General features: G+C 41.5%; 26 protein-coding genes and 1 other RNA gene. 13 read left to right on the top strand and 14 right to left on the bottom strand.

The window, feature by feature from the left end; genetic code table 11:
- Positions 1 to 154: 154 nt before the first annotated feature.
- The gene (locus MKO06_RS14210; protein WP_241552726.1) at positions 155 to 1,561 is read left to right on the top strand and encodes a hypothetical protein; all 1,407 of its coding nucleotides are present in this window, start codon (positions 155 to 157) and stop codon (positions 1,559 to 1,561) included.
- Positions 1,562 to 1,607: 46 nt separating this feature from the next.
- Here the strand turns inward: MKO06_RS14210 and fsa are convergent, their stop codons facing one another.
- The 3 genes from fsa to ffs form a co-directional block, all read right to left on the bottom strand.
- Positions 1,608 to 2,264, bottom strand: coding sequence for a fructose-6-phosphate aldolase (gene fsa, locus MKO06_RS14215; protein WP_241552727.1), 657 nt, complete (start codon positions 2,262 to 2,264; stop codon positions 1,608 to 1,610).
- Positions 2,265 to 2,294: 30 nt separating this feature from the next.
- Positions 2,295 to 3,113, bottom strand: a complete 819-nt coding sequence (locus MKO06_RS14220; protein WP_241552728.1) for an SDR family oxidoreductase — start codon at positions 3,111 to 3,113, stop codon at positions 2,295 to 2,297.
- 43 nt (positions 3,114 to 3,156) lie between these two features.
- Positions 3,157 to 3,255: signal recognition particle sRNA small type (gene ffs / locus MKO06_RS14225), an RNA gene on the bottom strand.
- A gap of 87 nt (positions 3,256 to 3,342) precedes the next feature.
- On the opposite strand from ffs, the gene MKO06_RS14230 reads away from it, so the two are divergent.
- The 3 genes from MKO06_RS14230 (at position 3,343) to MKO06_RS14240 (ending at position 5,277) form a co-directional block, all read left to right on the top strand.
- A complete protein-coding gene (locus tag MKO06_RS14230; protein ID WP_241552729.1) occupies positions 3,343 to 4,395 on the top strand; it encodes a glutaminyl-peptide cyclotransferase in 1,053 nt (350 codons plus the stop codon).
- Entirely contained in the window at positions 4,395 to 4,799 is a 405-nt protein-coding gene (locus tag MKO06_RS14235; protein ID WP_241552730.1) for an acyl-CoA thioesterase, read from the top strand. The genes MKO06_RS14230 and MKO06_RS14235 overlap by 1 nt, the downstream gene beginning before the upstream one ends.
- 115 nt (positions 4,800 to 4,914) lie before the next feature.
- Positions 4,915 to 5,277 carry a DoxX family protein gene (locus MKO06_RS14240; RefSeq protein ID WP_241552731.1) on the top strand — a complete coding sequence of 121 codons (363 nt, stop codon included), beginning with the start codon at positions 4,915 to 4,917 and terminating at the stop codon, positions 5,275 to 5,277.
- 49 nt (positions 5,278 to 5,326) lie between these two features.
- Here the strand turns inward: MKO06_RS14240 and glyA are convergent, their stop codons facing one another.
- A complete protein-coding gene (gene glyA, locus MKO06_RS14245) occupies positions 5,327 to 6,601 on the bottom strand; it encodes a serine hydroxymethyltransferase (RefSeq protein WP_241552732.1) in 1,275 nt (424 codons plus the stop codon).
- 109 nt (positions 6,602 to 6,710) lie between these two features.
- Here glyA and fahA point away from each other — a divergent pair, with 109 nt between their 5' ends.
- Entirely contained in the window at positions 6,711 to 8,000 is a 1,290-nt protein-coding gene (fahA, locus tag MKO06_RS14250; protein WP_241552733.1) for a fumarylacetoacetase, read from the top strand.
- Positions 8,001 to 8,052: 52 nt separating this feature from the next.
- Here fahA and MKO06_RS14255 read toward each other — a convergent pair whose 3' ends face one another.
- On the bottom strand, positions 8,053 to 8,445 hold the full coding sequence (locus MKO06_RS14255; RefSeq protein WP_241552734.1) for a RidA family protein: 393 nt from the start codon (positions 8,443 to 8,445) through the stop codon (positions 8,053 to 8,055).
- Positions 8,446 to 8,562: 117 nt separating this feature from the next.
- Positions 8,563 to 8,964: a bacillithiol system redox-active protein YtxJ gene (gene ytxJ, locus MKO06_RS14260; protein WP_241552735.1), complete on the bottom strand. Its 402-nt coding sequence runs from the start codon at positions 8,962 to 8,964 to the stop codon at positions 8,563 to 8,565.
- A 180-nt stretch (positions 8,965 to 9,144) separates the two neighbouring features.
- On the opposite strand from ytxJ, the gene clpB reads away from it, so the two are divergent.
- Complete coding sequence (gene clpB, locus MKO06_RS14265) at positions 9,145 to 11,748, top strand: ATP-dependent chaperone ClpB (protein ID WP_241552736.1); 2,604 nt, start codon at positions 9,145 to 9,147, stop codon at positions 11,746 to 11,748.
- A gap of 57 nt (positions 11,749 to 11,805) precedes the next feature.
- On the opposite strand, the gene MKO06_RS14270 is transcribed toward clpB, so the two are convergent.
- Complete coding sequence (locus MKO06_RS14270) at positions 11,806 to 11,991, bottom strand: CsbD family protein (protein ID WP_241552737.1); 186 nt, start codon at positions 11,989 to 11,991, stop codon at positions 11,806 to 11,808.
- Between the two features lie 120 nt (positions 11,992 to 12,111).
- Between MKO06_RS14270 and MKO06_RS14275 the strand changes: the two genes are divergently transcribed.
- Together MKO06_RS14275 and MKO06_RS14280 are read left to right on the top strand one after the other, a co-directional pair.
- Positions 12,112 to 13,206 (top strand): esterase-like activity of phytase family protein, encoded by a 1,095-nt coding sequence (locus MKO06_RS14275; protein ID WP_241552738.1) that lies wholly within the window; start codon positions 12,112 to 12,114, stop codon positions 13,204 to 13,206.
- 43 nt (positions 13,207 to 13,249) lie between these two features.
- The gene (locus MKO06_RS14280; RefSeq protein ID WP_241552739.1) at positions 13,250 to 13,777 is read left to right on the top strand and encodes a SixA phosphatase family protein; all 528 of its coding nucleotides are present in this window, start codon (positions 13,250 to 13,252) and stop codon (positions 13,775 to 13,777) included.
- A 6-nt stretch (positions 13,778 to 13,783) separates the two neighbouring features.
- Here MKO06_RS14280 and MKO06_RS14285 read toward each other — a convergent pair whose 3' ends face one another.
- Positions 13,784 to 14,530 (bottom strand): DUF6503 family protein, encoded by a 747-nt coding sequence (locus MKO06_RS14285; protein ID WP_241552740.1) that lies wholly within the window; start codon positions 14,528 to 14,530, stop codon positions 13,784 to 13,786.
- A 114-nt stretch (positions 14,531 to 14,644) separates the two neighbouring features.
- On the opposite strand from MKO06_RS14285, the gene smpB reads away from it, so the two are divergent.
- Together smpB and MKO06_RS14295 are read left to right on the top strand one after the other, a co-directional pair.
- On the top strand, positions 14,645 to 15,100 hold the full coding sequence (gene smpB, locus MKO06_RS14290; protein ID WP_241552741.1) for an SsrA-binding protein SmpB: 456 nt from the start codon (positions 14,645 to 14,647) through the stop codon (positions 15,098 to 15,100).
- A 28-nt stretch (positions 15,101 to 15,128) separates the two neighbouring features.
- A complete protein-coding gene (locus MKO06_RS14295) occupies positions 15,129 to 17,594 on the top strand; it encodes a DUF5686 family protein (protein ID WP_241552742.1) in 2,466 nt (821 codons plus the stop codon).
- A 697-nt stretch (positions 17,595 to 18,291) separates the two neighbouring features.
- Here the strand turns inward: MKO06_RS14295 and MKO06_RS14300 are convergent.
- Genes MKO06_RS14300 through ruvX form a run of 4 tightly spaced genes read right to left on the bottom strand, consistent with a single transcriptional unit; the run spans position 18,292 to position 20,189 of the window.
- Positions 18,292 to 18,717, bottom strand: a complete 426-nt coding sequence (locus MKO06_RS14300; RefSeq protein ID WP_241552743.1) for a DUF5606 family protein — start codon at positions 18,715 to 18,717, stop codon at positions 18,292 to 18,294.
- Between the two features lie 59 nt (positions 18,718 to 18,776).
- Positions 18,777 to 19,367: a peptide deformylase gene (def, locus tag MKO06_RS14305; RefSeq protein WP_241552744.1), complete on the bottom strand. Its 591-nt coding sequence runs from the start codon at positions 19,365 to 19,367 to the stop codon at positions 18,777 to 18,779.
- Positions 19,368 to 19,397: 30 nt separating this feature from the next.
- The gene (locus MKO06_RS14310; RefSeq protein ID WP_241552745.1) at positions 19,398 to 19,757 is read right to left on the bottom strand and encodes a four helix bundle protein; all 360 of its coding nucleotides are present in this window, start codon (positions 19,755 to 19,757) and stop codon (positions 19,398 to 19,400) included.
- A 24-nt stretch (positions 19,758 to 19,781) separates the two neighbouring features.
- The gene (ruvX, locus tag MKO06_RS14315; protein ID WP_241552746.1) at positions 19,782 to 20,189 is read right to left on the bottom strand and encodes a Holliday junction resolvase RuvX; all 408 of its coding nucleotides are present in this window, start codon (positions 20,187 to 20,189) and stop codon (positions 19,782 to 19,784) included.
- An 87-nt stretch (positions 20,190 to 20,276) separates the two neighbouring features.
- Between ruvX and MKO06_RS14320 the strand changes: the two genes are divergently transcribed.
- From MKO06_RS14320 to MKO06_RS14330, 3 genes are read left to right on the top strand one after another with little or no spacing between them, the layout of a single operon-like run.
- Positions 20,277 to 21,092 carry a 2,3,4,5-tetrahydropyridine-2,6-dicarboxylate N-succinyltransferase gene (locus tag MKO06_RS14320; RefSeq protein ID WP_241552747.1) on the top strand — a complete coding sequence of 272 codons (816 nt, stop codon included), beginning with the start codon at positions 20,277 to 20,279 and terminating at the stop codon, positions 21,090 to 21,092.
- Positions 21,093 to 21,101: 9 nt separating this feature from the next.
- The gene (locus MKO06_RS14325) at positions 21,102 to 22,151 is read left to right on the top strand and encodes a glycosyltransferase family 9 protein (protein ID WP_241552748.1); all 1,050 of its coding nucleotides are present in this window, start codon (positions 21,102 to 21,104) and stop codon (positions 22,149 to 22,151) included.
- Positions 22,148 to 23,212: a CDP-glycerol glycerophosphotransferase family protein gene (locus MKO06_RS14330; RefSeq protein WP_241552749.1), complete on the top strand. Its 1,065-nt coding sequence runs from the start codon at positions 22,148 to 22,150 to the stop codon at positions 23,210 to 23,212. The genes MKO06_RS14325 and MKO06_RS14330 overlap by 4 nt, the downstream gene beginning before the upstream one ends.
- 39 nt (positions 23,213 to 23,251) lie before the next feature.
- On the opposite strand, the gene MKO06_RS14335 is transcribed toward MKO06_RS14330, so the two are convergent.
- Both MKO06_RS14335 and MKO06_RS14340 read right to left on the bottom strand, forming a co-directional pair.
- Positions 23,252 to 24,097, bottom strand: coding sequence for a glycosyltransferase (locus MKO06_RS14335; RefSeq protein ID WP_241552750.1), 846 nt, complete (start codon positions 24,095 to 24,097; stop codon positions 23,252 to 23,254).
- A gap of 47 nt (positions 24,098 to 24,144) precedes the next feature.
- Entirely contained in the window at positions 24,145 to 24,897 is a 753-nt protein-coding gene (locus tag MKO06_RS14340; RefSeq protein WP_241552751.1) for a lipopolysaccharide kinase InaA family protein, read from the bottom strand.
- Positions 24,898 to 24,902 lie beyond the last annotated feature (5 nt).

A 24,902-nucleotide genomic window follows, 5' to 3' on the forward strand; every position in this document is an offset into this window, starting at 1 on the left:
TTTTTGCAAAAGTAATTATTATAAGCCTTACTAAGAAAGATTAACGTTTTAAATATTCTATTTAACTCTGGGTTAACATAGCCGGCTTTTAACAGAAGTTACTTTTGCTAACTAAAGAGACTTCCGAAATGTCTAAATTGCCCACGTATCTTCAATGAAAAACCTGTATTATATTCTATGCTGTGCATTGATACTCACAGGCTGTCAAAATGAACCGCAACCATCAACCATTTTCGTTGGTGGACAGATCAATAATCCTGAAACTGATTATGTTGTCATTTCCAAAGAAAATAAGATCATAGACACACTGTTCCTGAACAGGGACAACCAGTTTGGAAAGAATTTTCAGGATCTCCAGGCGGGAATATACACCTTTAGGCATCCGCCTGAAAGCCAGGTAATGTATATGGAACCAGGGGATAGCATCGTCATTTGGCTTAATACCCTTGCTTTTGATCAATCGTTAAATTTCAGCGGAGAGGGTGCCGAAAAAAGCAATTTCCTCCTGGATATGTTTCTCAATAATCAAAAGAATAACGACCTCATTCTTACTTATCATAAGATTGAACCTCAGAAATTTGCCCAGGTAAGCGATTCTATTAGGAGAACCAGGTTATCCAAACTGGAGAAATTAAAAGAAAAGAATGAATTTTCTGAAGATTTCCTTGAGATCGCAAAGACTGTGATTAACTATGAATTTTACGACCTAAGAGAACGTTACAGTTTCCTCATCAAAAAGTATTACACTGAATTTGCCGAAAAAATTCCAGAAGATTTTCATGATTACAGGGACGAGATCAATTTTAATGACGAAAGACTCCAGGACTATTACGTTTACACAAACCTGATAGACGACTATTTAAGGACTAAATCAATAGAGCATTGTGCCCTACATCATGAAGATTCGAGAAGGTGCTTCAATTTAAACAGCTTTTCCAATATCCAGAAAAGGATACAATTAATGGATTCTCTTACCGAAATTTCTGCACTTAAAAATGAATTTATAAGCAGGTTATCTACACAGGCCATTACCATGGCAGAAAATAAAAAACGAATCGATTCGGTAATTCAGTTACTGGAGGAGGTGAATTATGTAAATATCGATGAAATAAGAAACCTCGCTATTATTCAAAGTGATTACTTTACCGGTAACACCTTAAAGGATGTAACGGTTTTAAATCCCGAGGGATATTTGATTAAATATGGCGAGGTGATCAATAAGCCTTCGATTACTTATGCTTGGTCTATATATAATCCAGCTCACCACAGGTGGCAGCATGCCATAATCGAGGATTTAAAGCAAAAATATCCTGAACTGGATTATGTTGGCGTAAATATTGACCTTGGTGAGCGCAATGAATGGTTGCGCACCCTGGAAACCTTTGGATACGACAAAAGCCATGAATACCAGATCGCTAAAAGAAAAGCGACCAAAGAGACCTATAAAAAATACCTGAATAAAGTATTGTTCGTTGACCCGGAAGGAACCATCATCCGTGGGGATATTCAGTTTGGCAGCAACGAATTCGAAAATGAAATTCTGGAATTCTTAAACCAATAAAAAAAGCTGCCCTAAGGCAGCTTTTTTTTAATGATTTCTATAGCTATTAGCTATTTCCTTTTCGGTGATCTTCAAGGAATTTTTCAAGTCCAATATCGGTCAATGGATGTTTCAGCAGTCCTTCTATTGAAGAAAGAGGCCCCGTCATCACATCGGCTCCAAGTTTTGCACATTCCAAAACATGCATGGTATGTCTTACAGAAGCAGCAAGGATCTCGGTCTCAAATCCATAATTATCATAGATAAGCCTGATATCGGCGATAAGATCCAATCCGTTGGTTGAAATATCATCCAGTCTTCCAATGAACGGAGAGACGTAAGTAGCACCAGCTTTAGCGGCTAGCAGTGCCTGTCCAGCTGAAAACACCAAAGTACAGTTCGTCCTGATGCCATGGTCGCTGAAATATTTCAAAGCTTTTACTCCATCCTTGATCATAGGTACTTTAACCACGATTTGTTCGTGAAGTTCGGCAAGCTCCTCACCTTCCTTAATAATTTCGTCAAGATCGGTTGCGATCACCTCGGCGCTTACATCACCATCTACCAGGTCACAAATCTTTTTATAATGTTTAAAGATATTATCCTTCCCGGTGATCCCTTCTTTTGCCATTAGTGATGGGTTGGTTGTAACCCCATCCAGTACTCCCAGATCCCGAGCTTCCTTGATCTGGTCTAGATTTGCAGTATCAATAAAAAATTTCATAGTCGTGTGTTTATAAAATTTGAATTCAAATTAGAGTTTATAATGCTTCATCAGCATTTTTTCATAAAGTTTATCAGGTAAAAGATTCTTCAATTTAACTGAAAATTTTTGAAGTCGCTCTCCTACTTTATAATGTACATTGGGTTCTGCGGTATTGATGATCTTATAGATCTCCCTGGCCATGAGCTCTGGGTCCTGCCCGGAATCCACATGTTCATCCATCAGTTTAAGGGTATTACCGTAAACCACTTCATAAGGCGAACCTTTTTTTACCGGCGCGTGATAACGTCCAGAAGCGATATTGGTTGCAAAGTCTCCCGGTGCCACGTTGGTCATTTTTATTCCGAATTGCCTGAGCTCCATTCGATAGGCTTCGGCAGTGATCTCCAGGGCTCCTTTCGTTGCCGAATAGATTCCGCGATACGGTAATCCCATATATCCGGCAATAGAGGTGATATTGATGATCAAACCCGTCTTTTGTTCCCTCATCGAAGGCACTACATGTTTGATCATATTAAGCGGACCAAAATAATTGGTCTCGAAAGCTTTTTTGATCTCGATTTCAGGAGTTTCTTCAATGGGCCCTGTAATTCCAACTCCGGCGTTATTGATAAGAATATCGATCTTTCCTTCAATTTTCAGAATGTGATCTACAGCATGTTTTATGCTCTCCTCGTTGGTCACATCCAGCTGGATAAATTCAAAATTCTCTGAAGTATTAGCCGCCTTTCGGCTGGTACCGTAAACTTTAAAGTCTTTCTTGCTAAGGAAATTGGCGACAGATTTTCCTATCCCGGATGATGCGCCAGTGATAAGTACTACTTTTTGTGAAGATTCCCCTTTTTTCATATCGCACAAATATGCAATAAATTTAGGACTTAGTAGAAACAAAAAATGGCAAGCGACCCACATCACACCGCTACGACCGCCTACCCTTGCTGCGTTCCCGCCCTGGGGGATTCAGCAGGAGCTGGTTGTGTGGGACTTGCCGGTGCAAATATACAATCTTTGTATATTTTGACAAGCTTTTTTTGATGTGAATTGGTTAATTTAGTCCCTGTTTTCAAGCCTTTTTAACATGTTTAAATTTAACTCACTGTTAGTCTTTATATTAAGTTTTTTGATTTTTTCCTGCGGAAGTAATAACGGGAATAAAAAATCTGATTTTTCTCTTCAGATCGATCAGAATAAATCAAAATTCAAGCTCAACGATGAATTGAAAGCCTCCATCCTGAATGAGAAAAATAAACAGATCGATTCGGTTAGTTTTTATCTTGGAGAGCAGTTTTTGAAAACCGCCAGGAGTACCGATTACAACCTGAATCTTCAGAATGTACGATTAGGCAACCAGAATCTCCGCGCGATCATTTTTTATGAGAATACCTCCGATACCTTGTCGAAGAATATTCAGATCCTGAATACCGAAGCCCCAAAACTGTATACCTACGAAATCGTGAATTCCTACCCGCACGATATTTCCTCATATACTCAGGGACTGGAGTTTCACGAAGGGACCCTGTATGAAAGCATTGGCCAGTATGGCAAATCCAAATTGCGAAAAGTAGACCTCAAATCTGGTGATGTTTTGAAGGAGGTAGAACTGGACGACCAGTATTTTGCAGAGGGTCTAACCATTTTGAACAACAGGCTCTTTCTCCTTACCTGGAAAGAAGGTGAAGGTTTTATTTACAACCTGGATACCTTTGAGAAAACGGGGACCTTTGGATATAACCAGAGCGAGGAAGGCTGGGGACTTTGCAATAACGGTGAACAGATATTTAAAAGTGACGGAACCGAAAGGATCTGGATCCTGGATCCGGAAACCCTGGCAGAAACCGATTATATCCAGCCTACAACCCATAAATCGGTGGCGACCAAGTTCAATGAACTGGAATGGGTGAACGGGAAGATCTATGCCAACACCTATACTTATCCCAGCGTCGCAATCATCAATCCTGAAAATGGAGCCATCGAGGGCCTCATCAATTTTAAGGACCTAAACAAACAGGTGACCCAACATGACAAGCTGGATGTTCTAAATGGCATTGCTTACAATCCAGATACCGATAAACTTTATGTAACCGGAAAGAACTGGGATAAGATCTTCGAAGTTAAAATCGTGGAAAAATAATGGAAGTCAATCCCGATATCTACGAGAAAAAACTGACCGTAGAGGAAAAGCACCTCGATAAACAAAAGCATGTAAATAATGTGCAATACCTGCAATGGGTTCAGGATATAGCCGAAGAGCACTGGGAAGTTAGAGCATCTGAAGAACAAAAGGCTGAAGTGATCTGGGTAGTTGTTCGTCATGAGATAGACTACAAAAAAGAAGCCTTTTTAAAGGATGAACTTGTTCTCCAAACCTATGTAGGTGAGACAACGCACGTTACATCAATAAGACATGTGATCATTAAAAATTCGGAAACCGATGAATTGCTGGTTCAGGCCAAAACCACCTGGTGTCTTCTGAATGCCAGCACTAAAAAACCCAGCCGTATCTCTGAAGAGCTTAAAAAAGTATTTCTGCAATAGAACGAACCACCTCTATCCTTACCTGCTTAAGTTAATCTTAGGACTTTCTCATAAACTTTGTTTAATCTTTTTACTATTTGATTAAACATTACTTATCTTAGATCAAAAATTGATTATGGAAATACTAAGGATCGTCCTGCTTCTCATTGTGGGACTGGGAATTTTGAACGTGTGGTTGTTAAGGTTCAATAAGAATACTACCTATCGTGGAGGTAGCGCGGGAAATATGAAAGAAGAGTTTAAGGCCTATGGATTGCCCGAAAAGCTTGTTTATGCTGTAGGTTTTATCAAATGTACCCTGGCCATCATGCTGCTTGCCGGGATCTGGATCGAAGAACTAGTAATGCCTGCAGCCATTGGCATGGGCATCATGATGCTAGGAGCGATCGCCATGCATATTAAAATAGGTGATACGTTCAGGCAAACTCTTCCAGCACTAAGTTTACTGGTAATTTGCGGTATGATCGCATGGTTATAAAAAAAAGCCATTCCCGAAAGAATGGCTTTTGAATTTATAGGTAAGCTAATTAGGCTTTAAAAAGCGGAAGCCCGTGCATCATGCTATTTACTTCTTTTTTCACGGCTTTTAACTCATCTTCGTTATCGATATTCGTGATCACACGATCTATCAGTTCAACGATCTTTGCCATGTCTTTTTCTTCAAGTCCCCGGGTTGTCACCGCTGGAGTTCCAATTCTAATTCCGGAAGTAACAAAAGGTGACTTATCGTCAAAAGGAACCATGTTCTTGTTCACCGTGATATCGGCTTTACCAAGAGCCTCTTCAGCATCTTTTCCTGAAACGTTCTTGTTTCGAAGGTCGATCAACATCATATGATTATCGGTTCCGCCGGAAATGATATTATATCCTTTGTCAACAAAAGCTTTCGCCATCTTTTCAGCATTCTTTTTCACCCTTACCATATAATGAAGGAACTCATCGGTAAGAGCTTCACCAAAAGCGATTGCCTTAGCTGCGATTATATGCTCTAAAGGTCCGCCCTGGTTTCCAGGGAAGATACCTGAATTCAGCATGGCCGACATTTTCTTCAAATTCCCGTTCTTCAGTTTTTCACCGAAGGGGTTATCGAAATCTTTCCCCATCAGGATAATTCCACCTCTTGGTCCACGCAGGGTCTTATGCGTAGTGGAAGTAACTATATGGCAATGTGGCACAGGGTCGCTGATCAATCCTTTGGCGATCAAACCAGCAGGATGAGCAATATCGGCAAGTAAAATGGCGCCAACACTGTCTGCGATCTCTCTGAATCTTTTATAATCGATTTCTCTGGAGTAAGCCGAAGCACCCGCGATGATCATTTTTGGTTTTTCCTTTTCAGCGATTTCAGCCACTGCATCATAATCGATCAATCCGGTTTCCTTATCAACCCCGTAAAACACAGGATTGTAAAGTTTTCCTGAAAAGTTTACCGGTGAACCATGTGTAAGATGGCCACCATGAGAAAGATCAAAACCAAGGAATTTATCTCCCGGCTTCAGGCAGGTATGGAAAACCGCCGTATTTGCCTGGGAACCGGAATGCGGCTGAACATTGGCATATTCCGCATTGAAAAGCTCTTTCAATCTTTCAATGGCCAGCTCCTCAACCTTGTCTACTACTTCACAACCACCATAATATCTCTTTCCGGGATAACCTTCAGCATATTTATTGGTGAGTACAGAACCTGCAGCTTCAAGCACTGCATCACTCACAAAGTTTTCACTCGCAATAAGTTCCAATCCGTTTAACTGTCGCTCTTTTTCTTCTGCTATTAAATCAAAAAGTTGGGTGTCTCGTTGCATTATAAATGTTTAGTTAAATATTCGGTAAAAGTAACAAATACATTCGGTTAATTACAGGAAAATAATATATTTGAGTCAACTAGATTTTAACAAAAAACCAACATTTTTTATGTCTATTACCGCTAATGATCCTAGCAGAAAAACCTGGCTGGAAATCCCTGGCGATACCGATTTTCCCATTCAAAATATTCCTTTCGGGGTATTCCTAACCCGGGATGACGTGATCACCATAGGAACCAGGATTGGAGACTACGCCATAGACCTTGGCGCCCTGCACCAATTAGGTTATTTCGAAGGGATTCCGCTAACCGACGATATTTTTCTACAAGACACTTTAAACGACTTTATATCTGACGGAAAAAAGACCTGGCGCCTGGTTCGAAACAGGATAGCCGATATTTTTGACGCCAAAAACACCAAATTAAAGGATAACGAAGATCACCGAAACAGGGTTCTTTTTACCCTGGATGAGATCGAAATGCAAATGCCGGTACAGGTAGGTGATTACACCGATTTCTATTCCTCAAAGGAACATGCCACGAACATCGGCTCCATGTTCCGCGATCCGGATAACGCTTTGTTGCCTAACTGGCTTCATATCCCGGTAGGTTACCATGGAAGAAGTTCTTCCATAATTCCTTCTGGTATCCCGGTTCATCGTCCCCAGGGACAAACCAAACCTGCCGAGTCAGACGCGCCTGTTTTTGGTCCGTCTCAGAGAGTGGATTTCGAATTGGAAATGGCATTTATCACTACCGATGCGAATCACCTGGGAGAACCAATTCCTGTTGATGAAGCTGAAGACTATATCTTCGGAATGGTACTGTTCAATGACTGGAGTGCAAGAGATATTCAGAAGTGGGAATATGTGCCATTAGGCCCGTTCCTCGCGAAGAACTTTGCATCTTCCATCTCACCATGGATCGTAACCATGGATGCTTTGGAACCATTCAGAACAGCCAGTCCAAAACCGGAAAAAGAGCTACTACCTTATTTACAATACAAAGGAGATAAGAGTTTTGATATTAACCTGGAGGTTTTCCTTCAGCCTGAAGGCGGCGAGGAACAATCGCTTTCTAAATCGAACTTCAAATACCTTTACTGGAACATGAGTCAGCAATTGGCTCACCATACTGTGAATGGTTGCCCGGTAAATTCCGGGGACATGATGGCTTCAGGAACCATCTCAGGATCTTCTGAAGATTCTTTCGGTTCCATGCTTGAGCTTACCTGGAGTGGTAGCAAACCTATCAAACTAAAAGACGGTTCTGAACGAAAGTTCATTGAAGATAATGACACCGTGATCATGAGAGGTTTTTGCCAGAATGGTAATTCACGAATTGGTTTTGGAGAAGTTAGAAGTAAATTACTTCCGGTTTACCAGCCGAAGAAAAAATAAGCTGAAAATTTCAGCCAGCAAAAAGCCCCGCCAGAAGCGGGGCTTTTTTTATTTATTCAGCATGCGCTATACACTTGATCTCGATCATAAGACCTGGCATTACCAGAGACTTTACCTCAATTAAAGTATTGGCTACTTCCGGAAATTTTCCGTAGTGCTTACGCCTAACTTCAAATAGTTCATCGATATTCTCCATGGTATGCTTCACATTGGTGACGAACCAGGTCTCGTCTACAATATTGTCCATGGAAAGGTCAAATTTTTTCAGTAGTTCAGCAATATTACTATAGGCTTTATCTACCTGCGCCTTCATATCATTCTCACCAACCAGGTTTCCCTGTTCATCCAGACTAACCTGTCCCGATATATACATGGAGTTACCAACCTTAACAGCCTCGGCAATATAATCCTGAAATGCACCCGACCTTTCTATCTGCTTTTTCATATCTCTATTTTGAACCATAAAGATAGACACACCAACTGTAAATCAGCTAGTTAAAGCAATAATTGTAAATCGATTATCAAAAAATACGTAAAAACACCTATAATGATCGAACTAAATCTAGGCTACGAAATCAGCCAATTTATTTGCTGATATCGCCTGGTGAGAAGAATGATGCACCACTTCCCTGTTCTTGATGACGATCAATTGCGGGCTCTCGTGTTTAACACCAAACCTTTCGGCAATTTCATTCGATATGTCGCGGTAAGCGATCAGATCCAGGTAATAAAGCTCCACTGCTTCTGAAGGATCCATTTTATAGTCTGATTCAAACATCTTTAAAACCATACGGCTAATGCCGCACCGGGTAGAATGTTTCAGGATCGCTATTGTCTTCTCTTCCGAATTCTTTTCGATCTGATCGAGCTGTTCCATGGAATTTAGTGCGATCCATGGAATCTCCCGTTTCTCCTTGCTGCTTCCCTTCTCCTCTGAACCGAATATTTTATCAAAAATTCCCATAACATAGTTTTCCGCAAAAATAAATCTAAGTAAATTTATAGAACGAAAAATCTCCCCGAATTTTTGATGCTTTTCAACTAAACTGTCGTTTTGTCTTGTATTTTTTATTAAAAAGCGTCATTTTGACATTTATTCTGAATGGTATATGTATTGCCATAGAAAAATCAAAAAACAGCTTAAATGAACTTTAATAATTTTACAATAAAATCACAGGAGGCCATCCAGCAGGCGCAACAGCTTGCTCAGGAGATGGGCCATCAGCAGATCGAGAATGAACACATTTTCAAAGCCATAAGCATGGTAGACGAAAACGTAACTCCTTTCCTGCTGAAAAAACTGAACATAAACGTAAATCTTTTCAACCAGATCCTGGATAAAAGCCTTGAAAGCTTTCCCAAGGTTAGCGGTGGCGATATCATGTTATCCCGTGAATCTGGAAAGACCGTAAATGAAGCATCTTCCATCGCCAAGAAGATGAACGATGAATATGTATCAATAGAACACCTCATCCTGGCTATTTTCAAATCCAGCAGCAAGGTAGCCCAGATCCTAAAAGACCAGGGAGCAACCGAAAAAGGACTAAAAGCAGCCATAGAAGAGCTAAGACAGGGAGACCGGGTTACTTCTCAAAGCGCGGAAGAAACCTATAATTCACTTGACAAATACGCCCGTAATCTTAACCAGCTGGCTGAAGAAGGTAAATTGGACCCGGTAATTGGCCGGGATGAAGAGATTCGTAGAATATTGCAGATCCTTTCCAGGAGAACCAAGAACAACCCTATGCTTGTTGGAGAACCCGGAACCGGTAAAACAGCGATAGCCGAGGGCCTTGCCCATCGAATCGTAGATGGTGACGTACCGGAGAACCTTAAAGACAAAAGAATCTATTCACTGGATATGGGAGCATTGATCGCCGGCGCGAAATATAAAGGAGAATTCGAGGAACGATTAAAGGCGGTCATAAAGGAGGTTACTTCCAGCGATGGAAATATTGTCCTCTTTATCGACGAGATCCATACCCTGGTTGGCGCCGGGGGCGGACAGGGAGCCATGGATGCCGCCAATATCCTGAAGCCTGCGCTGGCCCGTGGTGAATTAAGAGCTATTGGTGCGACCACGCTGGACGAATACCAGAAATATTTTGAAAAAGACAAAGCACTTGAAAGACGGTTCCAGAAAGTAAATGTTGAAGAACCAGATGTGGAAAGTGCTATTTCCATACTTCGAGGGATTAAGGAAAAATATGAGACACATCACAAAGTAAGGATCAGGGATGAGGCGATCATTGCTGCGGTGGAATTATCGCAGCGTTATATCACCAACCGGTTCCTTCCCGATAAGGCGATAGACCTGATGGATGAAGCTGCCTCAAAATTACGAATGGAGATCAACTCCAAACCAGAAGAACTGGACGTACTGGATCGTAAGATCATGCAGCTGGAGATCGAGATAGAAGCAATTAAGCGTGAAAAGGATGAAGCTAAACTGAAATCGCTTCGTGCAGACCTCGCCAACCTGAAGGAAGAACGAAATGACCTTCATGCAAGATGGATGAGTGAAAAGGAGATTGTAGACAATATCCAAACATTAAAATCGGAGATCGAAAATTACAGGCTGGAAGCCGAAAGAGCCGAACGTGAGGGAGATTACGGTAAGGTTGCCGAGATTCGTTACGGAAAGATCAAGGAAGCCCAGGAAAAACTGGAAAATCTTCAGGAAAAGGTTGCCGAAAATCAGAATGAAAAATCACTTATCCAGGAAGAGGTGACTAATGAAGATATCGCCGAAGTAGTGGCAAAATGGACCGGTATCCCGGTTACCAAAATGCTGCAAAGCGAACGGGAGAAATTGTTGAAACTGGAAGATGACCTTCATAAACGAGTGGTTGGACAGGACGAGGCGATAGTCGCGGTGAGTGATTCCATACGAAGAAGCCGGGCCGGATTACAGGACCAGAACAGGCCAATTGGTTCCTTCCTGTTCCTTGGAACTACGGGAGTTGGTAAAACCGAGCTAGCCAAAGCTCTGGCAGAATACCTCTTCGATGATGAAGCAGCCATGACCCGTATCGATATGAGCGAATACCAGGAAAGGCATTCGGTGAGCAGACTGGTAGGAGCGCCTCCGGGATACGTAGGTTATGATGAAGGCGGGCAATTGACCGAAGCGGTAAGAAGAAAACCTTATTCGGTAGTATTGCTCGATGAGATCGAAAAAGCACATCCAGACACGTTCAACATCCTGTTACAGGTTTTGGATGAAGGAAGGTTAACCGATAACAAAGGTCGTGTTGCCGATTTCAAGAATACCATTATCATCATGACCTCTAACATGGGAAGCCATATTATCCAGGAGAAATTTGAGAATATCAAGGATCTGGATACAGCCATGGAAACAGCCAAAACCGAGGTTCTTGGTTTACTGAAGCAGAGTGTGAGGCCGGAATTCCTGAACCGGATTGATGATATCGTGATGTTCAGTCCGCTTACTAAAGCAGATATTCGCAAGATCGTAGGTCTTCAGCTAAAAGGTGTTAAAAAGATGCTGGCTAAACAACATATCGTACTTGACGCCACAGAAGAAGCTATCGGCTACCTTGCAAGCAAAGGTTTTGACCCTCAATATGGCGCACGGCCTGTGAAGCGAGTGGTTCAGAAAGAAGTGCTTAATAAGCTTTCCAAAGAGATCCTTGCAGGAAACATCAGTACAGAAAGCATTATCCTGCTGGATGAATTCGATGAGCAACTGGTCTTCAGAAACCAGGAACAGCTAAGCGAAAATTAATTATCAGTCATAAAAAAAGCGGTAGAAAATTCTACCGCTTTTTTTATTTTCAGAAGATTACCAGGAATCAATTTCTCTCTTCAGTTCTTCCTTGGTCTTCCCGGTTTTTTCCTGCATACGACCAAGCATTTCGTCAAATTTTCCTTCGGAATAAGTTACATCATCATCGGTAACTTCACCATACTTTTGTTTGAACTCACCTCTGATTTGTTTCCACTTTCCTTCTAACTGATCTTCATTCATAATATTGGTTTTAGGTGTTAATACTTCAAACTTAACCATATCATTTGCCAGGCTCTGCTAATGAACTGCTATAATTCTCTTAAGCATTTGTTATTTTTGCCCTCAATTCAATAAGAACCCATGAAAAAGATCCTGATTGCCTGCCTGATCACCTTAATTTTAAGCAGCTGTGCAGTGAGCCGAAAGGTTCACAATAATGAAATAGAAATAACTTTCCTGGATGAGTACGTGCTGCCTGCCGAAACAGACTTCCAGGATACTCGTGTTGGAGGTTTATCTGGGATAGATTATTCTAACGGAAGCTATTACCTGGTTTGCGATGACGCCGGAAATCCGCGTATCTACACTGCCAAAATCGATCTTCAGCATGCTAAGATTGAAAATATCGAAATAACTGAAGTTTTGGAAGTGAGCCGGGCCGGGCTGGGAAAACACAATGTGCTGGACCTCGAAGCAATTCGGTATGATTCAGCCTCCGGAAATTTCATGCTAACCAGCGAAGGTATGATCAACGACTCCAAAGATCCGGGTATTTACCAGGTTTCCCAGGACGGAAATATCAAAATGACCTATTCCCTACCCGATTATTTCAAAGCAGAAGGCACTCAGAAACCAAGGAATAACGGGGTCTTTGAAGGTCTATCAGAAAGCTACGACGGCACCGGGTACTGGGTAGCTACAGAATTGCCCTTAACCCAGGATGGCCCCAAACCGAAATTATATCCTACCCGCTCTCATATCAGGGTCACAAAATTCGATAAGCAAACAGGAGAAGCGGTAAAACAGTTTGCGTACAAACTGGACGGAATTCCAAAACTGCCCATCAATTATTTTGCTATCAACGGGTTAACCGAACTGATCGAATACGAAGAAAACAAATTCCTGATCCTGGAAAGAGCCTATGCCGCGGGCTATAGCTCTCATGGGAATACCGTAAAGATCTTCGCGGTAGATGGTTCTGAAGCCAGCAATACGTTAGACATGCATAGCCTGAAGGATGGAAAATACCAGAAAGCTGAGAAAGAACTGGTCTTCAATTTCAAAAAGTTTAAAGAGTCACTAACAGAGGGCATCATAGACAATATAGAAGGAATGAGCTTTGGTCCGGAACTGGAAAACGGGAATAAAACTTTAATCCTGGTTTCTGATAATAACTTTAATTCCTACGACAGGCAATTGAACCAGTTCCTCTTATTGGAGATCAACTTCAGATAATTTCAGCAAAAATTAATAACTTCAGCAAAACTAAATCACGCTTATGAAGCCTATCCTGCTACTACTGCCTTTTATAATCTTACTAACCAGCTGTTCCGAAGAAAAGAAAAACGATATGCAGGAAACACCCATCACAACCTATTATTTGATAAGACATGCAGAAAAGGATCGAACCGATTCGACCAACCGTGATCCCGAGCTAACCGAAGCCGGGCGAAAAAGAGCCGAAAGCTGGGCAACTATCCTGAAAGATGTTGATTTCGATATCGTTTACAGCACAGACTATAACCGAACCAAGCAAACAGCCCAGCCTCTTGCTGAAAAAAACAAACTGGAAACCATCATTTACGACCCGGAAAAGTATTATAACGAGGAATTCCAGGATAAAACTTCAGGAAAAAAGGTACTGATAGTTGGCCACAGTAACACCACTCCTCAATTCGTGAACGCGATCCTGGGGGAAAAGAAATATGAGAATCTTGACGATAGTGAAAATGGTGGTTTATTTATCGTTCATGTTCTGCCCGACGGAACTAAAACCAGCGAAGTTCTCTATTTCAATAATTATTAATAGGGATCAGGAACCCAGTTCAACTTCCACATCCCTGGTTTCTATCATGGAAAGCAATTCCAGTTCCTTTTTCTCAAATAGGTTATCCAGTTCATTCAATGGAGTGGAAAGATCTTCGTATTTATAGTTTTCGTAGTCCACGAACCGGATTCCTTTTATGATGCGTGGATTAAAGGCTCTGCGAAACCGAATTCCTCCTCCATCGGTCTCAAAATTATAGGCCAGGTAATCTACTTCAAAAGATTTTGTATCGATCCAGTACATGTATTCATCTTCATGATCGGTTCCACCACCATTTTCAGAAAAAGTTACCCTGATCTCGTAATATTCCCTTGAACCTATGCTGTCTTTTCCTACCAGTTCCTTTCTGGCCGCCGGTGCATTTAATCCAAAAGGCAATTGCACAAAATAATGAACCGAATTCACCGAATTACTATAGGCCACCTGTAGACTATCTGGCACCTGAACCACCGTGTCGTTCATATACCGCTCAAAGCCATTGTTTTCAAGAATATCCGTAATAGAATTGCCCAGACTATCAATCATTCTGCGTTCCAGGCGAAATTTACCGCCTTCACGTTTGCTGGTATACTCCTTTTTTCTGAAACTAAAATCGATCTGCGCATTGTTGTAACGCTCACCTCCGGCTCTCTCAATGGCCGTGTTCACGATCTCATCGGCAGTAAGTTCTTTTGAAGACTCACCACAGGAAACAAATAGCACAACTAATAAAAGTATCGATATTCTCTTCATGGTTTTTAAAGATTTTTACGGCGCACAAAGATACTATTTCGTGGAGAAATGGCCGTTCAATTTTAATTTGGCTTTAGCATGTTATTTCCTCAAAGCTTGTATTTTTGTGGATATATGAAGAATACGATCAACATCAAGAACCGTAAAGCTAAGTTCAATTACGAATTTCTGGATAAATATACCGCGGGCATCAAGCTTGCTGGAACCGAGATCAAAGCCATTCGTGAAGGAAAGGCCAGTATCGCCGAAAGCTTTTGCGAGTTCAATAACCACGAGCTTTTCGTCATTAATATGCATGTTGAGGAATATTCACATGCCACCCACTTCAATCATAATCCTAAAAGCGAACGCAAGTTATTGCTGCAGCGAAGGGAATTAAGAAAACTGGAAAAGGAAGTTCAGAATTCAGGATTAACGATCATTCCTTTAAGATTGTTCATCAATGACCGCGGGCTGGCTAAACTACAGATCGCTCTCGCCAAAGGTAAAAAGGTATACGACAAGCGGGAAACCATCAAGGATCGCGAAAACAAACGTCGACTGGACCGAATCCAGAAAGAATACAAATAAACTTCCGGAATAGTCTAGAAATGGAAACATGATCAAAAATTTCCTTCTCCTTCTTTTGTTTTTGACTTTTTCCATCATTCACGGACAGGTAAAAGGCGTGGTGACCGATGAGAAAGGCGAGCCACTCCCCTACGTAAATATTTATACCGAATCTGGCACTACTGGCACCACCACTAATGAGGAAGGTAGATACGAACTAAAGATCAATGAGACCGGAGATTATATCCTGGTCTATAAATTCTTGGGTTATAAAACCCTGAAGCAGCCTGTAAGTATTAACAGGCTGCCTTTTGAAAAGAATATTAGCCTGGTTCCTGAAAGCACAAGCCTCGACGAGGTTACTATCAGTTCAGATGAAAACCCGGCAAATCGTATCATTCGGCAAGCCATCGAAAACAGAAGAGCGAATGCCAAAAAACTTCAATCTTTTACCGCCGATTTTTATTCAAGGGGCTTATGGAGAATCAAAAATGCCCCTGAAAGGATCCTGGGACAGGAAATTGGTGATCTTGGCGGCGGACTCGATTCCACACGAAGCGGGATCGTTTATTTGAGCGAGACCATCTCGAAGATCGCCTTTCAGAAACCAGACGATTTCAGGGAAACTATTATCGCCTCGAAAGTTAGCGGTGACGATAATGGTTTTAGTCTCAATTCGGCCCAGGAAGCTTATTTTTCATTTTACGAAAACACCCTGGAGATCAATAGCGAGATCATTTCCCCTATTGCCGAGTACGCTTTTAACTATTACCGTTATGAGCTGGAAGGCACTTTTTTCGATGACCGCGGAAACATGATCAATAAGATAAAGGTTGTCCCTAAACGTGACCAGGACCGGGTATTCTCAGGCCATATTTATATCGTGGAAGACCTATGGCAAATATACGGGATAGAGCTAACCACCACTGGTCAGGCCGTTCAGGTTCCGCCTATCGAGGTACTGGTTTTTAGACAGACCTATAAATATTCTGAAGAAAACGAGCTGTATATACAGATCTCCCAGAGTGTCGACTTCAGCTTTAAGATCTTTGGCTTCGGGGGTGATGGCCGTTTTACAGCTGTTTACAGCAACTATGATTTTAACCCTCAGTTTACCAAAAATAGCTTCGGAAGGGAGATATTGAGCTTTTCAGAAGACGCCAACCAAATGGATTCGGTTTATTGGGAAAAGGAAAGGCCGGTTCCGCTTACCAACGAGGAGACCGAAGATTATATACGTAAGGATAGCATCCAGGAAATCAGGAATAGCAAGGTGTACCAGGATTCGGTAGATGCGGTGAACAACAAATTTGGAATAACCGATGCGTTTTTTGGTTATTCCTATTCCAATTCTTGGAGAAATCAAACTTTCAGCATCAGCGCGCCAATCATGGGGGTGGGCTATAATACGGTCCAGGGCTGGAATACCGATGTTCGGGTTAGTTTCACCCAGCGCACAGGGGAATATCAGCAGAATTACTGGCGCATTTATTCAGATATCGATTATGGGCTGGCTGAAGACCGTTTCAGGATGAGCGGAGGTTTTGAAAAGAAATTCAATAATATTACCGATCCCTATCTCCGAATTTCAGGAGGGATCGAAACCGATCAGATCAATGCTACAGATCCTATCGCCCCGCTGCTGAATAGCATCACCACCATTTTCTTTGAGCGAAACTACATGAAACTCTATGAAAAGAGGTTCGCTTCGATCGCTTATGGAAAGGATTTTTTCCCCGGAGTGCGATTGTTCGGTAACCTGGCATGGGAACAACGGAAGCCGCTTATCAACAATACCGATCATGTGTTCATCGACTGGGACGAGCGCAGGTACACCAGTAACAATCCGCTCCAACCTACCAACTATGGCAGTATCCCTTTTGAGGAACATTCGCTACTGAAATTCAATTTGTATGCTGATATCACTTTCGCCCAGAAATACATGAGCTATCCCGATGGCCGATACGAGGTGAGCGAATCGAAATATCCAAAGCTAAAAATAGGCTGGCAGAAAGGAATGGCAGGCAGTGAGTCTAGGTACAATTTTGACCTGCTCAAAGCCCAGGCGAGGCAGGACCTGAAATTGGGCAATAAGGGAGAATTCAGTTACCTGATCAACGGCGCCTTATTTTCGAATTCAGAAGACATCAGCCTGGTAGATTACCAGCATTTTAACGGTAACCAGACCCGTCTTGGTTTTGGAAGTTATGTAGGCAAATTCAACCTGATGCCTTATTATAAATTCAGCACCAATGAAAATTACGCCGAGTTTCATGCGGAACATAATTTCCAGGGTTGGGCATTGGGTAAACTACCACTGATCAATAAACTGAATTTCAACTTAATCCTTGGCGCTCACAGGTTGGCGATAGATGGGCAATCACCTTACTCCGAATATTCCGTAGGTATAGACAACCTGGGTTTTGGAAAATACCGGTTTTTAAGACTGGATTATTTTGTTTCGGATTTTGGCGGAAGACGTGAAGAAGCCTTTGTGTTTGGATTGAAATTATAGGCGAAGTTAGAAGTTAGAGGTGGGAAGGACGAAGTGGGAAAAAAGTTTGACCTCTCGACTCCGCTCGAGGTGACAATGATTGAGAATATTCTGGAAAAGCCATTTCGATGGAGGAACGACTGAGAAATCTGGGGAATTCGGAAGTACGAGGTTAGAAGTACGAGGTTGGAAGGACCAAGTGCGAAAAAAAGTTTGACCTCTCGACTCCGCTCGAGGTGACAGTGATTGCCAGAATAAGTCATTTCGAAGGAGGAAAGACTGAGAAAGCTGGCGAAGTTAGAAGTACGAGGTTAGAAGTACGAGGTTGGAAGGACCAAGTGCGAAAAAAGTTTGACCTCTCGACTCCGCTCGAGGTGACAGTGATTGCCAGAATAAATCATTTCGAATGAGGAACGACTGAGAATTCTGGTTAAATTAGAAGAACGGGGTTTGAGGTACGAAGTGGGAAGGAAGAAGTTTGACCTCTCGACTCCGCTCGAGGTGACAATAAATGATAATATTCCGGAAAAGTCATTTCGAAGGAGGAACGACTGAGAAATCTGGGGAATTCGGAAGTACGAGGTTGGAAGGACCAAGTACGAAAAAAGAATTTTGACCTCTCGACTCCGCTCGAGGTGACAATTCAGGTTTTTACTGATTGACACAAAAAAAACCGGAATTCGAAAATTCCGGTTCTTATTTATAATCTTGAGAAGGCCTATTCCTCCTCGTCCTTATTTTCTTCTGTCTTTTCTTCTTTCGAAAAATCGGTCATTCCGTATTCGATCAGGATGTTATACCACTGGATCACTTTCTTGATATCGCTTCCATAAACCCTGTCCTCGTCATATTCAGGAAGTACATCAGAAAAATAAGCTTCAAGATCGTTCTTCGAGGCCTTATGACTAAGGGCCTGTCCGCCATTCTCCTTTTCCTTCATCTTTTCAAAAACCTCGCCCAATGGCACTTCTTCAGTGTAGGTATAAATAGCGATCTCGCTAAGGATACTCACATTATGACGCATATTCACAGCCATCTTCTTACCATCCAGCAATGATTTGGCAATAAAACCACCCCTTGTTTGAGCAGTAAGTTCATAAAGACCCGGTTTTCCTGAAATAGCAAGAATTTTATCTAACCCCATAATATCTTTTTAAATTTTGGTTGGCAAATATCCTTTCCAAATTGCAAATATCAAAGAACTTATCGCGCTTTTTTCATATTCGGAAATCGCATGCGATAATCAACGTTGATCTTACCTTTTGAAATATTTGCCAGTTTCCCCTTGATCAGTCTTTTCTTTAGGCTGGAAAGCTTATCGGTGAACAAAATACCTTCGATATGATCGTATTCATGTTGAATCACCCTTGCGGCGAGTCCGCTGAAGGTTTTAGTGTGCTTCTCGAAATTCTCATCCTGGTACTCGATGGTGATATCTGGCTGGCGGAATACATCCTCCCGAATATCGGGAATACTTAAGCAGCCTTCACTGAATGCCCATTCCTCTCCTTCTTCCTCGATGATCTGCGGATTGATAAAAACCATACGCATATTCTTTAACTGTTCCTTTTCAGCCTCATCCAGTTCCTCATCCTCGGCAAATGGTGCCGGATCTATCAAAAACAACCTGATTGGCAGGCCAATTTGCGGAGCTGCTAAACCTACCCCGTAGGCATTATACATCGTATCCCACATATTATCGATCAATTCATCCAGTTTTGGATAATCCTGATCGATCTCTTTCGCTTTCTTCTTCAATACCGGGTCTCCGTATGCTACTATTGGTAAAATCATTTCAAATGTTTATCGTTAAATGTCAAAGGTTTAACCTCTGTTATCTGTTTTTTCTGCTGTTTTTCTAGAGGTAACAAAAATGGCGGTCAATTCTCCCGCCTCTTTTAAAACCACCGCACAGGTTTCCCTGCTTAGCAATCCTTCATCTATCAGGAATTCCATCCAAAAAACACATTCATCAGCTTCTTCAATAACTATACTTAGTTTGGCTATGAAAGATCGTTTACTTTGTCCCAATTGGGCAGCTCTATAATTTGCAGCCACCGATGTAGAACTCCGAACAAGTTGGTTTCGAACGTGATTTCCTAAATAAGTTTGAGGAAGAGATAGGGCAATTTTCACACAGTCATGAGCAAACAGTTTCGATCTCGTTTTTAAATCCCTATTCATCTTTTAAACCTTAAACTTTAAACCTTAGTCATACAGCCAGGTTTGCAATATGATCGTCGCGCTTATCTCGTCTACTAAAGCCTTGTTCCGGCGTTTCTTCTTTTTTAGTCCGCTGTCGATCATAGATTGTACGGCCATTTTACTGGTAAACCGCTCATCTACTCGTTCCAGGGGCATTTCGGGAAACTTTTCAGAAAAATCTTTCAGGAATTGCTGAATATGAACTTCGCTTTCTGAAGGGCTGTCATCCATCCTCTTCGGCTCTCCAACTAACACCCGCTCTACTTTTTCATGCTGAAAATAGTTTTCCAGAAATTTCATCAGTTCGGGAGTATTCACCGTGGTAAGTCCCGATGCGATCAGCTTGAGCTCATCGGTAACCGCTATTCCGGTGCGTTTGGTACCATAATCAAGGGCCAGGATTCTCGCCATTTCAAAAATTTAGGCAAAGGTAAGGTTTATATTCGTTTGTCCATAAATATTGGCCCAGAGCTGTTATATTTGGAAAAAATTTGAAAAATGCAGCAGTTAAAAGCGAAAATCGAAGAGGCCTGGGAAAACCGGGACCTCCTGAAAAACACTGATACGACTGATACAATTAGAAAGGTAGTTGACCTTCTGGACAAAGGTGAGCTCCGCGTAGCTGAACCTACCAAAGATGGCTGGCAGGTAAACGAATGGGTAAAGAAAGCCGTGGTGCTTTATTTCCCAATTCAGAAAATGGAAACCCTGGAAGCCGGAATTTTCGAATACCACGATAAAATTCCGTTGAAAAACGGATATAAAGAAAAAGGAATTCGTGTGGTGCCTAACGCTGTGGCAAGACATGGAGCCTTTATTTCTTCCGGAGTCATCATGATGCCGAGCTATGTGAACATAGGTGCCTATGTTGATGAAGGCACGATGGTAGATACCTGGGCCACGGTTGGAAGCTGTGCTCAAATCGGTAAAAATGTTCACCTGAGTGGTGGAGTAGGAATTGGAGGGGTACTGGAACCGCTTCAGGCTGCACCGGTGATCGTAGAAGATAACGCATTCCTAGGGTCAAGAAGTATCGTGGTGGAAGGAATCAGAATCGAAAAGGAGGCCGTGCTTGGAGCCAATGTGGTGCTTACCGGTTCTACCAAGATCATCGATGTAACCGGAGATGAACCAAAGGAATTCAAAGGATATGTTCCGGCAAGATCGGTCGTGATCCCTGGAAGTTACACCAAGAAATTCCCTGCAGGTGAATACCAGGTGCCATGTGCACTTATCATTGGGAAACGCAAGGAAAGCACCAATAAGAAAACTTCCCTGAATGATGCCCTACGTGAATATAACGTGGCAGTTTAGAACCAGAATTTGAAGATACTTGTAATACAAATGAAAATGATTGGGGATGTGCTTACATCCTCAATCCTCTTTGAAGCCCTGCGGAAGGAATTTCCCGAGGCCGAATTGCATTACATGATCTATAGCCATACCTACCCGGTTGTTCAGAACAATCCCTATATCGACAGGTTTATTATGCCTGAAAAAGGTCAGGGATTAAGAACACTGATCAAAAACGCGAAGAAGGAGCAGTATTATGCAGTGATAGACGTTTATTGCAATCTACAAACAGCCTTAATCACAGGGCTTTCCGGAGCTAAATTCAGGATAGCCTACAGCAAAAGTTATACCCGCCCCTTATGTACTCATGTCTTCAGCAGGGAAATCGAGGCACATACCACAGCCGGAGCAGCCATCGAGAAAAGATTGCGGCTTATTTCTCCGCTATCAGATAATCTTCCCAGGGAGATAAAACCAAAAATTTATCTCGAGGAAAACGAGATCAAAGCTGCCAGAAAAAAACTGGAAAATTCAGGGATAGATCTTTCACAAAACCTTTTTATGATAGGAGCACTGGGTAGTTCAGAAAAGAAAACCTATCCACTTCCCTACCTGGCTAAATTGCTCGATGAAATTATAGAAACAGCCCCGGCGAATCTTCTTTTCAATTATATTCCTTCCCAAAGGCATCTGGTTGAAAAATTGTATAACCTGTGTCACCCTGCCACCCAGGAGAAGATCCATCTTGACATCTACGGAAAAAGCCTCAGAGAGTTTCTTGCCATAACCTACCATTGCGATGCATTGATCGGTAACGAAGGCGGATCTGTAAATATGGCCAAAGCACTGAATATCCCGACTTTTGCGATATTTTCTCCACCTCTTAAAAAAGAGAACTGGAATATTTATGACGACGGCAGGCGAAATGTTTCGGTACATCTCAGGGATTTTGAGGAACAAATGTTTCAGGACAGATCTCAAAAGCAATTGAAAAAAAGCTGGAAGCAATTATATAATGCTTTTAAACCAGACCTGGTCTCGAGCCAACTTCAAAGTTTTTTAAAAATCAATTCGAAATGAAATATCGTTTCCTGATCTATATAAATCACGATTATGCGATACCTATCGGCAAACCCTTACAGGAGGAGATTTTAAAAAGAGGTTATGAAGTAAAGTGGTTTTCGGGACTGGAAAAGCCAAAAAAACTTTTTCCGGAAAACGGCGATCTGATAAATAGGATTGAAGATGCGATCTCTTATGATCCTCATATTGTTTTAACCGCAACCGATACCGTTCCCGATTTCTTACCAGGACTCAAAGTCCAGGTATTTCACGGCTTTCCGGCGAATAAGCGCAAGGGAACCGACCAGTTTACCATTCGCGGATTTTTCGACCTTTACTGTACACAGGGCCCTTCCAGCACCGGTCCTTTTAAAGTACAGCAGCAAAAGTATAAAAGCTTTGAAGTCATAGAGACCGGCTGGTCCAAAATGGATCCCCTGTTTCCTTTGAAGCCAACCAAAAACGATAAGCCGGTTATCCTTATTTCCTCCACCTTTACCAGGTACTACAGCCTGGCTTTAATCGATGAAGTTGTTAGCGAGATCGAAAGGCTTTCTAAAACCGGGAAATATAAATTCCTGGCCACCCTACATCCAAAACTTGATGATTCGGTAAAACAAAAATTCCGGGAGCTTGAAAATGAAAATTTCGAATTCCATGATACCACCAATCTGATCCCACTATTTAAACAGGCTGATATCATGTTTTCTGACACGACTTCAGCCATCATCGAGTTCCTGCTTCAGCGAAAACCAGTAGTTACCTTTAACAATAACATGCCCGGCCACTATTTAATAGATATCGGCCAGGTTTCTGAAATCGAACCGGCTTTTGATCGCGCATTGGAAAGTCCGGGTGAACTTATCCAGGAAATTGACAAATTTGCCAAATTTTCTCATCCTTATGAAGATGGAAATTCCAGCAAAAGAGTAATAGATAATACCATAAGATTTCTTCACGAAGACAAATCTCACCTGGAGAATAAACCCCTGAACCTGATTCGAAAATATAAGATCAGGAAACAATTAGGTTACTGGACCCTTAAGACCTATGATGAGGCCTGGAGCCTAAGGAAATAAAAAGGAAAAGGTCAAAATCCTGAATTTCGGAACTACGAATCACTTATTATAAAGCCCAAGGTTTGCTTTTAATTCCTTGAAATATCGTTTGAAGGTAAAATTCACCTGGTTCGTCATACTGGTAAGCATCCACGAATTCACCGATTCCAGGTTCTTCAAGATCTCGTTTAATTTATTTTCTGAAATATGAAATTCATATAATTTTTCAGGATCTACATTCCCATATCCTGAAAATTCATTGACCTTATTTTTCGAATGAATGATGCTTAACCAAAGTCTTTCATTCTTGATCCGGGTCATATTCTTTTCGTATTTCCAGGAACCGTGACGATCCCGAAACCACACCGTTTTAAAATCTCCTTTTTTCTCGATAAGGCTTATAAAGGGATTATTTAATTTCAACAGACGTCCCAGTCGGTATTTATTTCCTGTTTCCAGGGTATAACCGTCTATGATATCCAGTGCCTGGTGATCCTGTTTATCGAAACGGTCCTGAATTGCCTGTATGTAATTCTCATGGATACAGTCATCGTTATCCAGCCTCGAAGTGATTATATAATCTTCGGAATCAAGTTTCTGAATATTCTTTTTGATCTCCGGCAGAAAATTATCCATCCCATCGATAAAAAATGGAAGGAAGTTCTTATATGATTCTTGAAAGGCTTCCACCTTCTTCTTATAGATCTCAGGCGTATTTACATCGAAGAACACGAGCCACTTGAAGTTCTGGTTTTTTTGATTTTTCACCGAACTGAAGCAATAATTTTCGAACAGATCAAAGCGCTCCTCCAGCCATTCTTCGGTCAAAACGGTTTCATTGTTCTTGGTGGTCGTCCAGTCTTTCGCTCTAAGATTGAATCGTGTAAGTATGTAATGCTGAAACATATAAGTCTTTTATATAATAAACCTTTTAGGCTGGCTTCTTAAACCTGTTATTTTTTATTTTTCAGAATGCTTTTTAGCTTTTTCTTCCTTCGGATCTTTTCCTGGAATTGTTCTGTATAGAACCACATTTTCTGAAAAACTTCTTCCTCCGTTTTATCTGCCAAACGGGCATATTCATTGGCCATCATTCGAACCATTTTCTTTTGAGGAGTCAATCTTGAGAAATTCTTCATTCGTTCCTCGAAAGAAAGTGCTTTAAAATTCATCCGATTAAGATCAACCAGGAAAAATTGATATTTTCCGTTTTCTTTTCGTATTAAAGTATTTCCTGGAGAATGATCTAAAAATTCGATCTCCTTCTCATGAAGTTCAAAAGTAAAAGCGGTGAATTCCCGAAGTATCCTTTCGTAATCTGGCAAGTTATTATTTTTTACCAGATCCCGGTACGTTAAATCAACTTCCAGATGTTCGCTTATATAGTAACTTTCTAAAAATGCAAAGTTTGTCTTATGTTCAACATAAGCTATTGGGAAAGGAGTATTAATCCCACGCTTCAACAGTTTATTGGCGTATTCGAAAGATCTCTGTGCTTTTGATTTCCTAATAAACCGGTAAGCAAATTTATTGACCAAATTAGGTATTCTGAAGGCTTTGACATTTATGTCCCGATCATTTAGTCTAAAGATCTTTATTTCATTGCGGCCTTTATGCAGACTGGAACCGGAATTTGAAAACCGATGAATTAGATCTTTAATTTCACTTTCTGAAAAAATGCTTTGCTCGTTAATTCGGTAATTCATCAAAA

This window comes from Christiangramia oceanisediminis (assembly GCF_022570735.2).
In the GTDB taxonomy this organism is placed as follows: Bacteria; Bacteroidota; Bacteroidia; order Flavobacteriales; family Flavobacteriaceae; genus Christiangramia; species Christiangramia oceanisediminis.

Coding starts and splice junctions, on each gene's coding strand:
- MKO06_RS14210 (WP_241552726.1), top strand. CDS start 155: ATGAAAAACCTGTATTATATTCTATGCTGTGCATTGATACTCACAGGC.
- fsa (WP_241552727.1), bottom strand. CDS start 2,264: ATGAAATTTTTTATTGATACTGCAAATCTAGACCAGATCAAGGAAGCT.
- MKO06_RS14220 (WP_241552728.1), bottom strand. CDS start 3,113: ATGAAAAAAGGGGAATCTTCACAAAAAGTAGTACTTATCACTGGCGCA.
- MKO06_RS14230 (WP_241552729.1), top strand. CDS start 3,343: ATGTTTAAATTTAACTCACTGTTAGTCTTTATATTAAGTTTTTTGATT.
- MKO06_RS14235 (WP_241552730.1), top strand. CDS start 4,395: ATGGAAGTCAATCCCGATATCTACGAGAAAAAACTGACCGTAGAGGAA.
- MKO06_RS14240 (WP_241552731.1), top strand. CDS start 4,915: ATGGAAATACTAAGGATCGTCCTGCTTCTCATTGTGGGACTGGGAATT.
- glyA (WP_241552732.1), bottom strand. CDS start 6,601: ATGCAACGAGACACCCAACTTTTTGATTTAATAGCAGAAGAAAAAGAG.
- fahA (WP_241552733.1), top strand. CDS start 6,711: ATGTCTATTACCGCTAATGATCCTAGCAGAAAAACCTGGCTGGAAATC.
- MKO06_RS14255 (WP_241552734.1), bottom strand. CDS start 8,445: ATGAAAAAGCAGATAGAAAGGTCGGGTGCATTTCAGGATTATATTGCC.
- ytxJ (WP_241552735.1), bottom strand. CDS start 8,964: ATGGGAATTTTTGATAAAATATTCGGTTCAGAGGAGAAGGGAAGCAGC.
- clpB (WP_241552736.1), top strand. CDS start 9,145: ATGAACTTTAATAATTTTACAATAAAATCACAGGAGGCCATCCAGCAG.
- MKO06_RS14270 (WP_241552737.1), bottom strand. CDS start 11,991: ATGAATGAAGATCAGTTAGAAGGAAAGTGGAAACAAATCAGAGGTGAG.
- MKO06_RS14275 (WP_241552738.1), top strand. CDS start 12,112: ATGAAAAAGATCCTGATTGCCTGCCTGATCACCTTAATTTTAAGCAGC.
- MKO06_RS14280 (WP_241552739.1), top strand. CDS start 13,250: ATGAAGCCTATCCTGCTACTACTGCCTTTTATAATCTTACTAACCAGC.
- MKO06_RS14285 (WP_241552740.1), bottom strand. CDS start 14,530: ATGAAGAGAATATCGATACTTTTATTAGTTGTGCTATTTGTTTCCTGT.
- smpB (WP_241552741.1), top strand. CDS start 14,645: ATGAAGAATACGATCAACATCAAGAACCGTAAAGCTAAGTTCAATTAC.
- MKO06_RS14295 (WP_241552742.1), top strand. CDS start 15,129: ATGATCAAAAATTTCCTTCTCCTTCTTTTGTTTTTGACTTTTTCCATC.
- MKO06_RS14300 (WP_241552743.1), bottom strand. CDS start 18,717: ATGGGGTTAGATAAAATTCTTGCTATTTCAGGAAAACCGGGTCTTTAT.
- def (WP_241552744.1), bottom strand. CDS start 19,367: ATGATTTTACCAATAGTAGCATACGGAGACCCGGTATTGAAGAAGAAA.
- MKO06_RS14310 (WP_241552745.1), bottom strand. CDS start 19,757: ATGAATAGGGATTTAAAAACGAGATCGAAACTGTTTGCTCATGACTGT.
- ruvX (WP_241552746.1), bottom strand. CDS start 20,189: ATGGCGAGAATCCTGGCCCTTGATTATGGTACCAAACGCACCGGAATA.
- MKO06_RS14320 (WP_241552747.1), top strand. CDS start 20,277: ATGCAGCAGTTAAAAGCGAAAATCGAAGAGGCCTGGGAAAACCGGGAC.
- MKO06_RS14330 (WP_241552749.1), top strand. CDS start 22,148: ATGAAATATCGTTTCCTGATCTATATAAATCACGATTATGCGATACCT.
- MKO06_RS14335 (WP_241552750.1), bottom strand. CDS start 24,097: ATGTTTCAGCATTACATACTTACACGATTCAATCTTAGAGCGAAAGAC.
- MKO06_RS14340 (WP_241552751.1), bottom strand. CDS start 24,897: ATGAATTACCGAATTAACGAGCAAAGCATTTTTTCAGAAAGTGAAATT.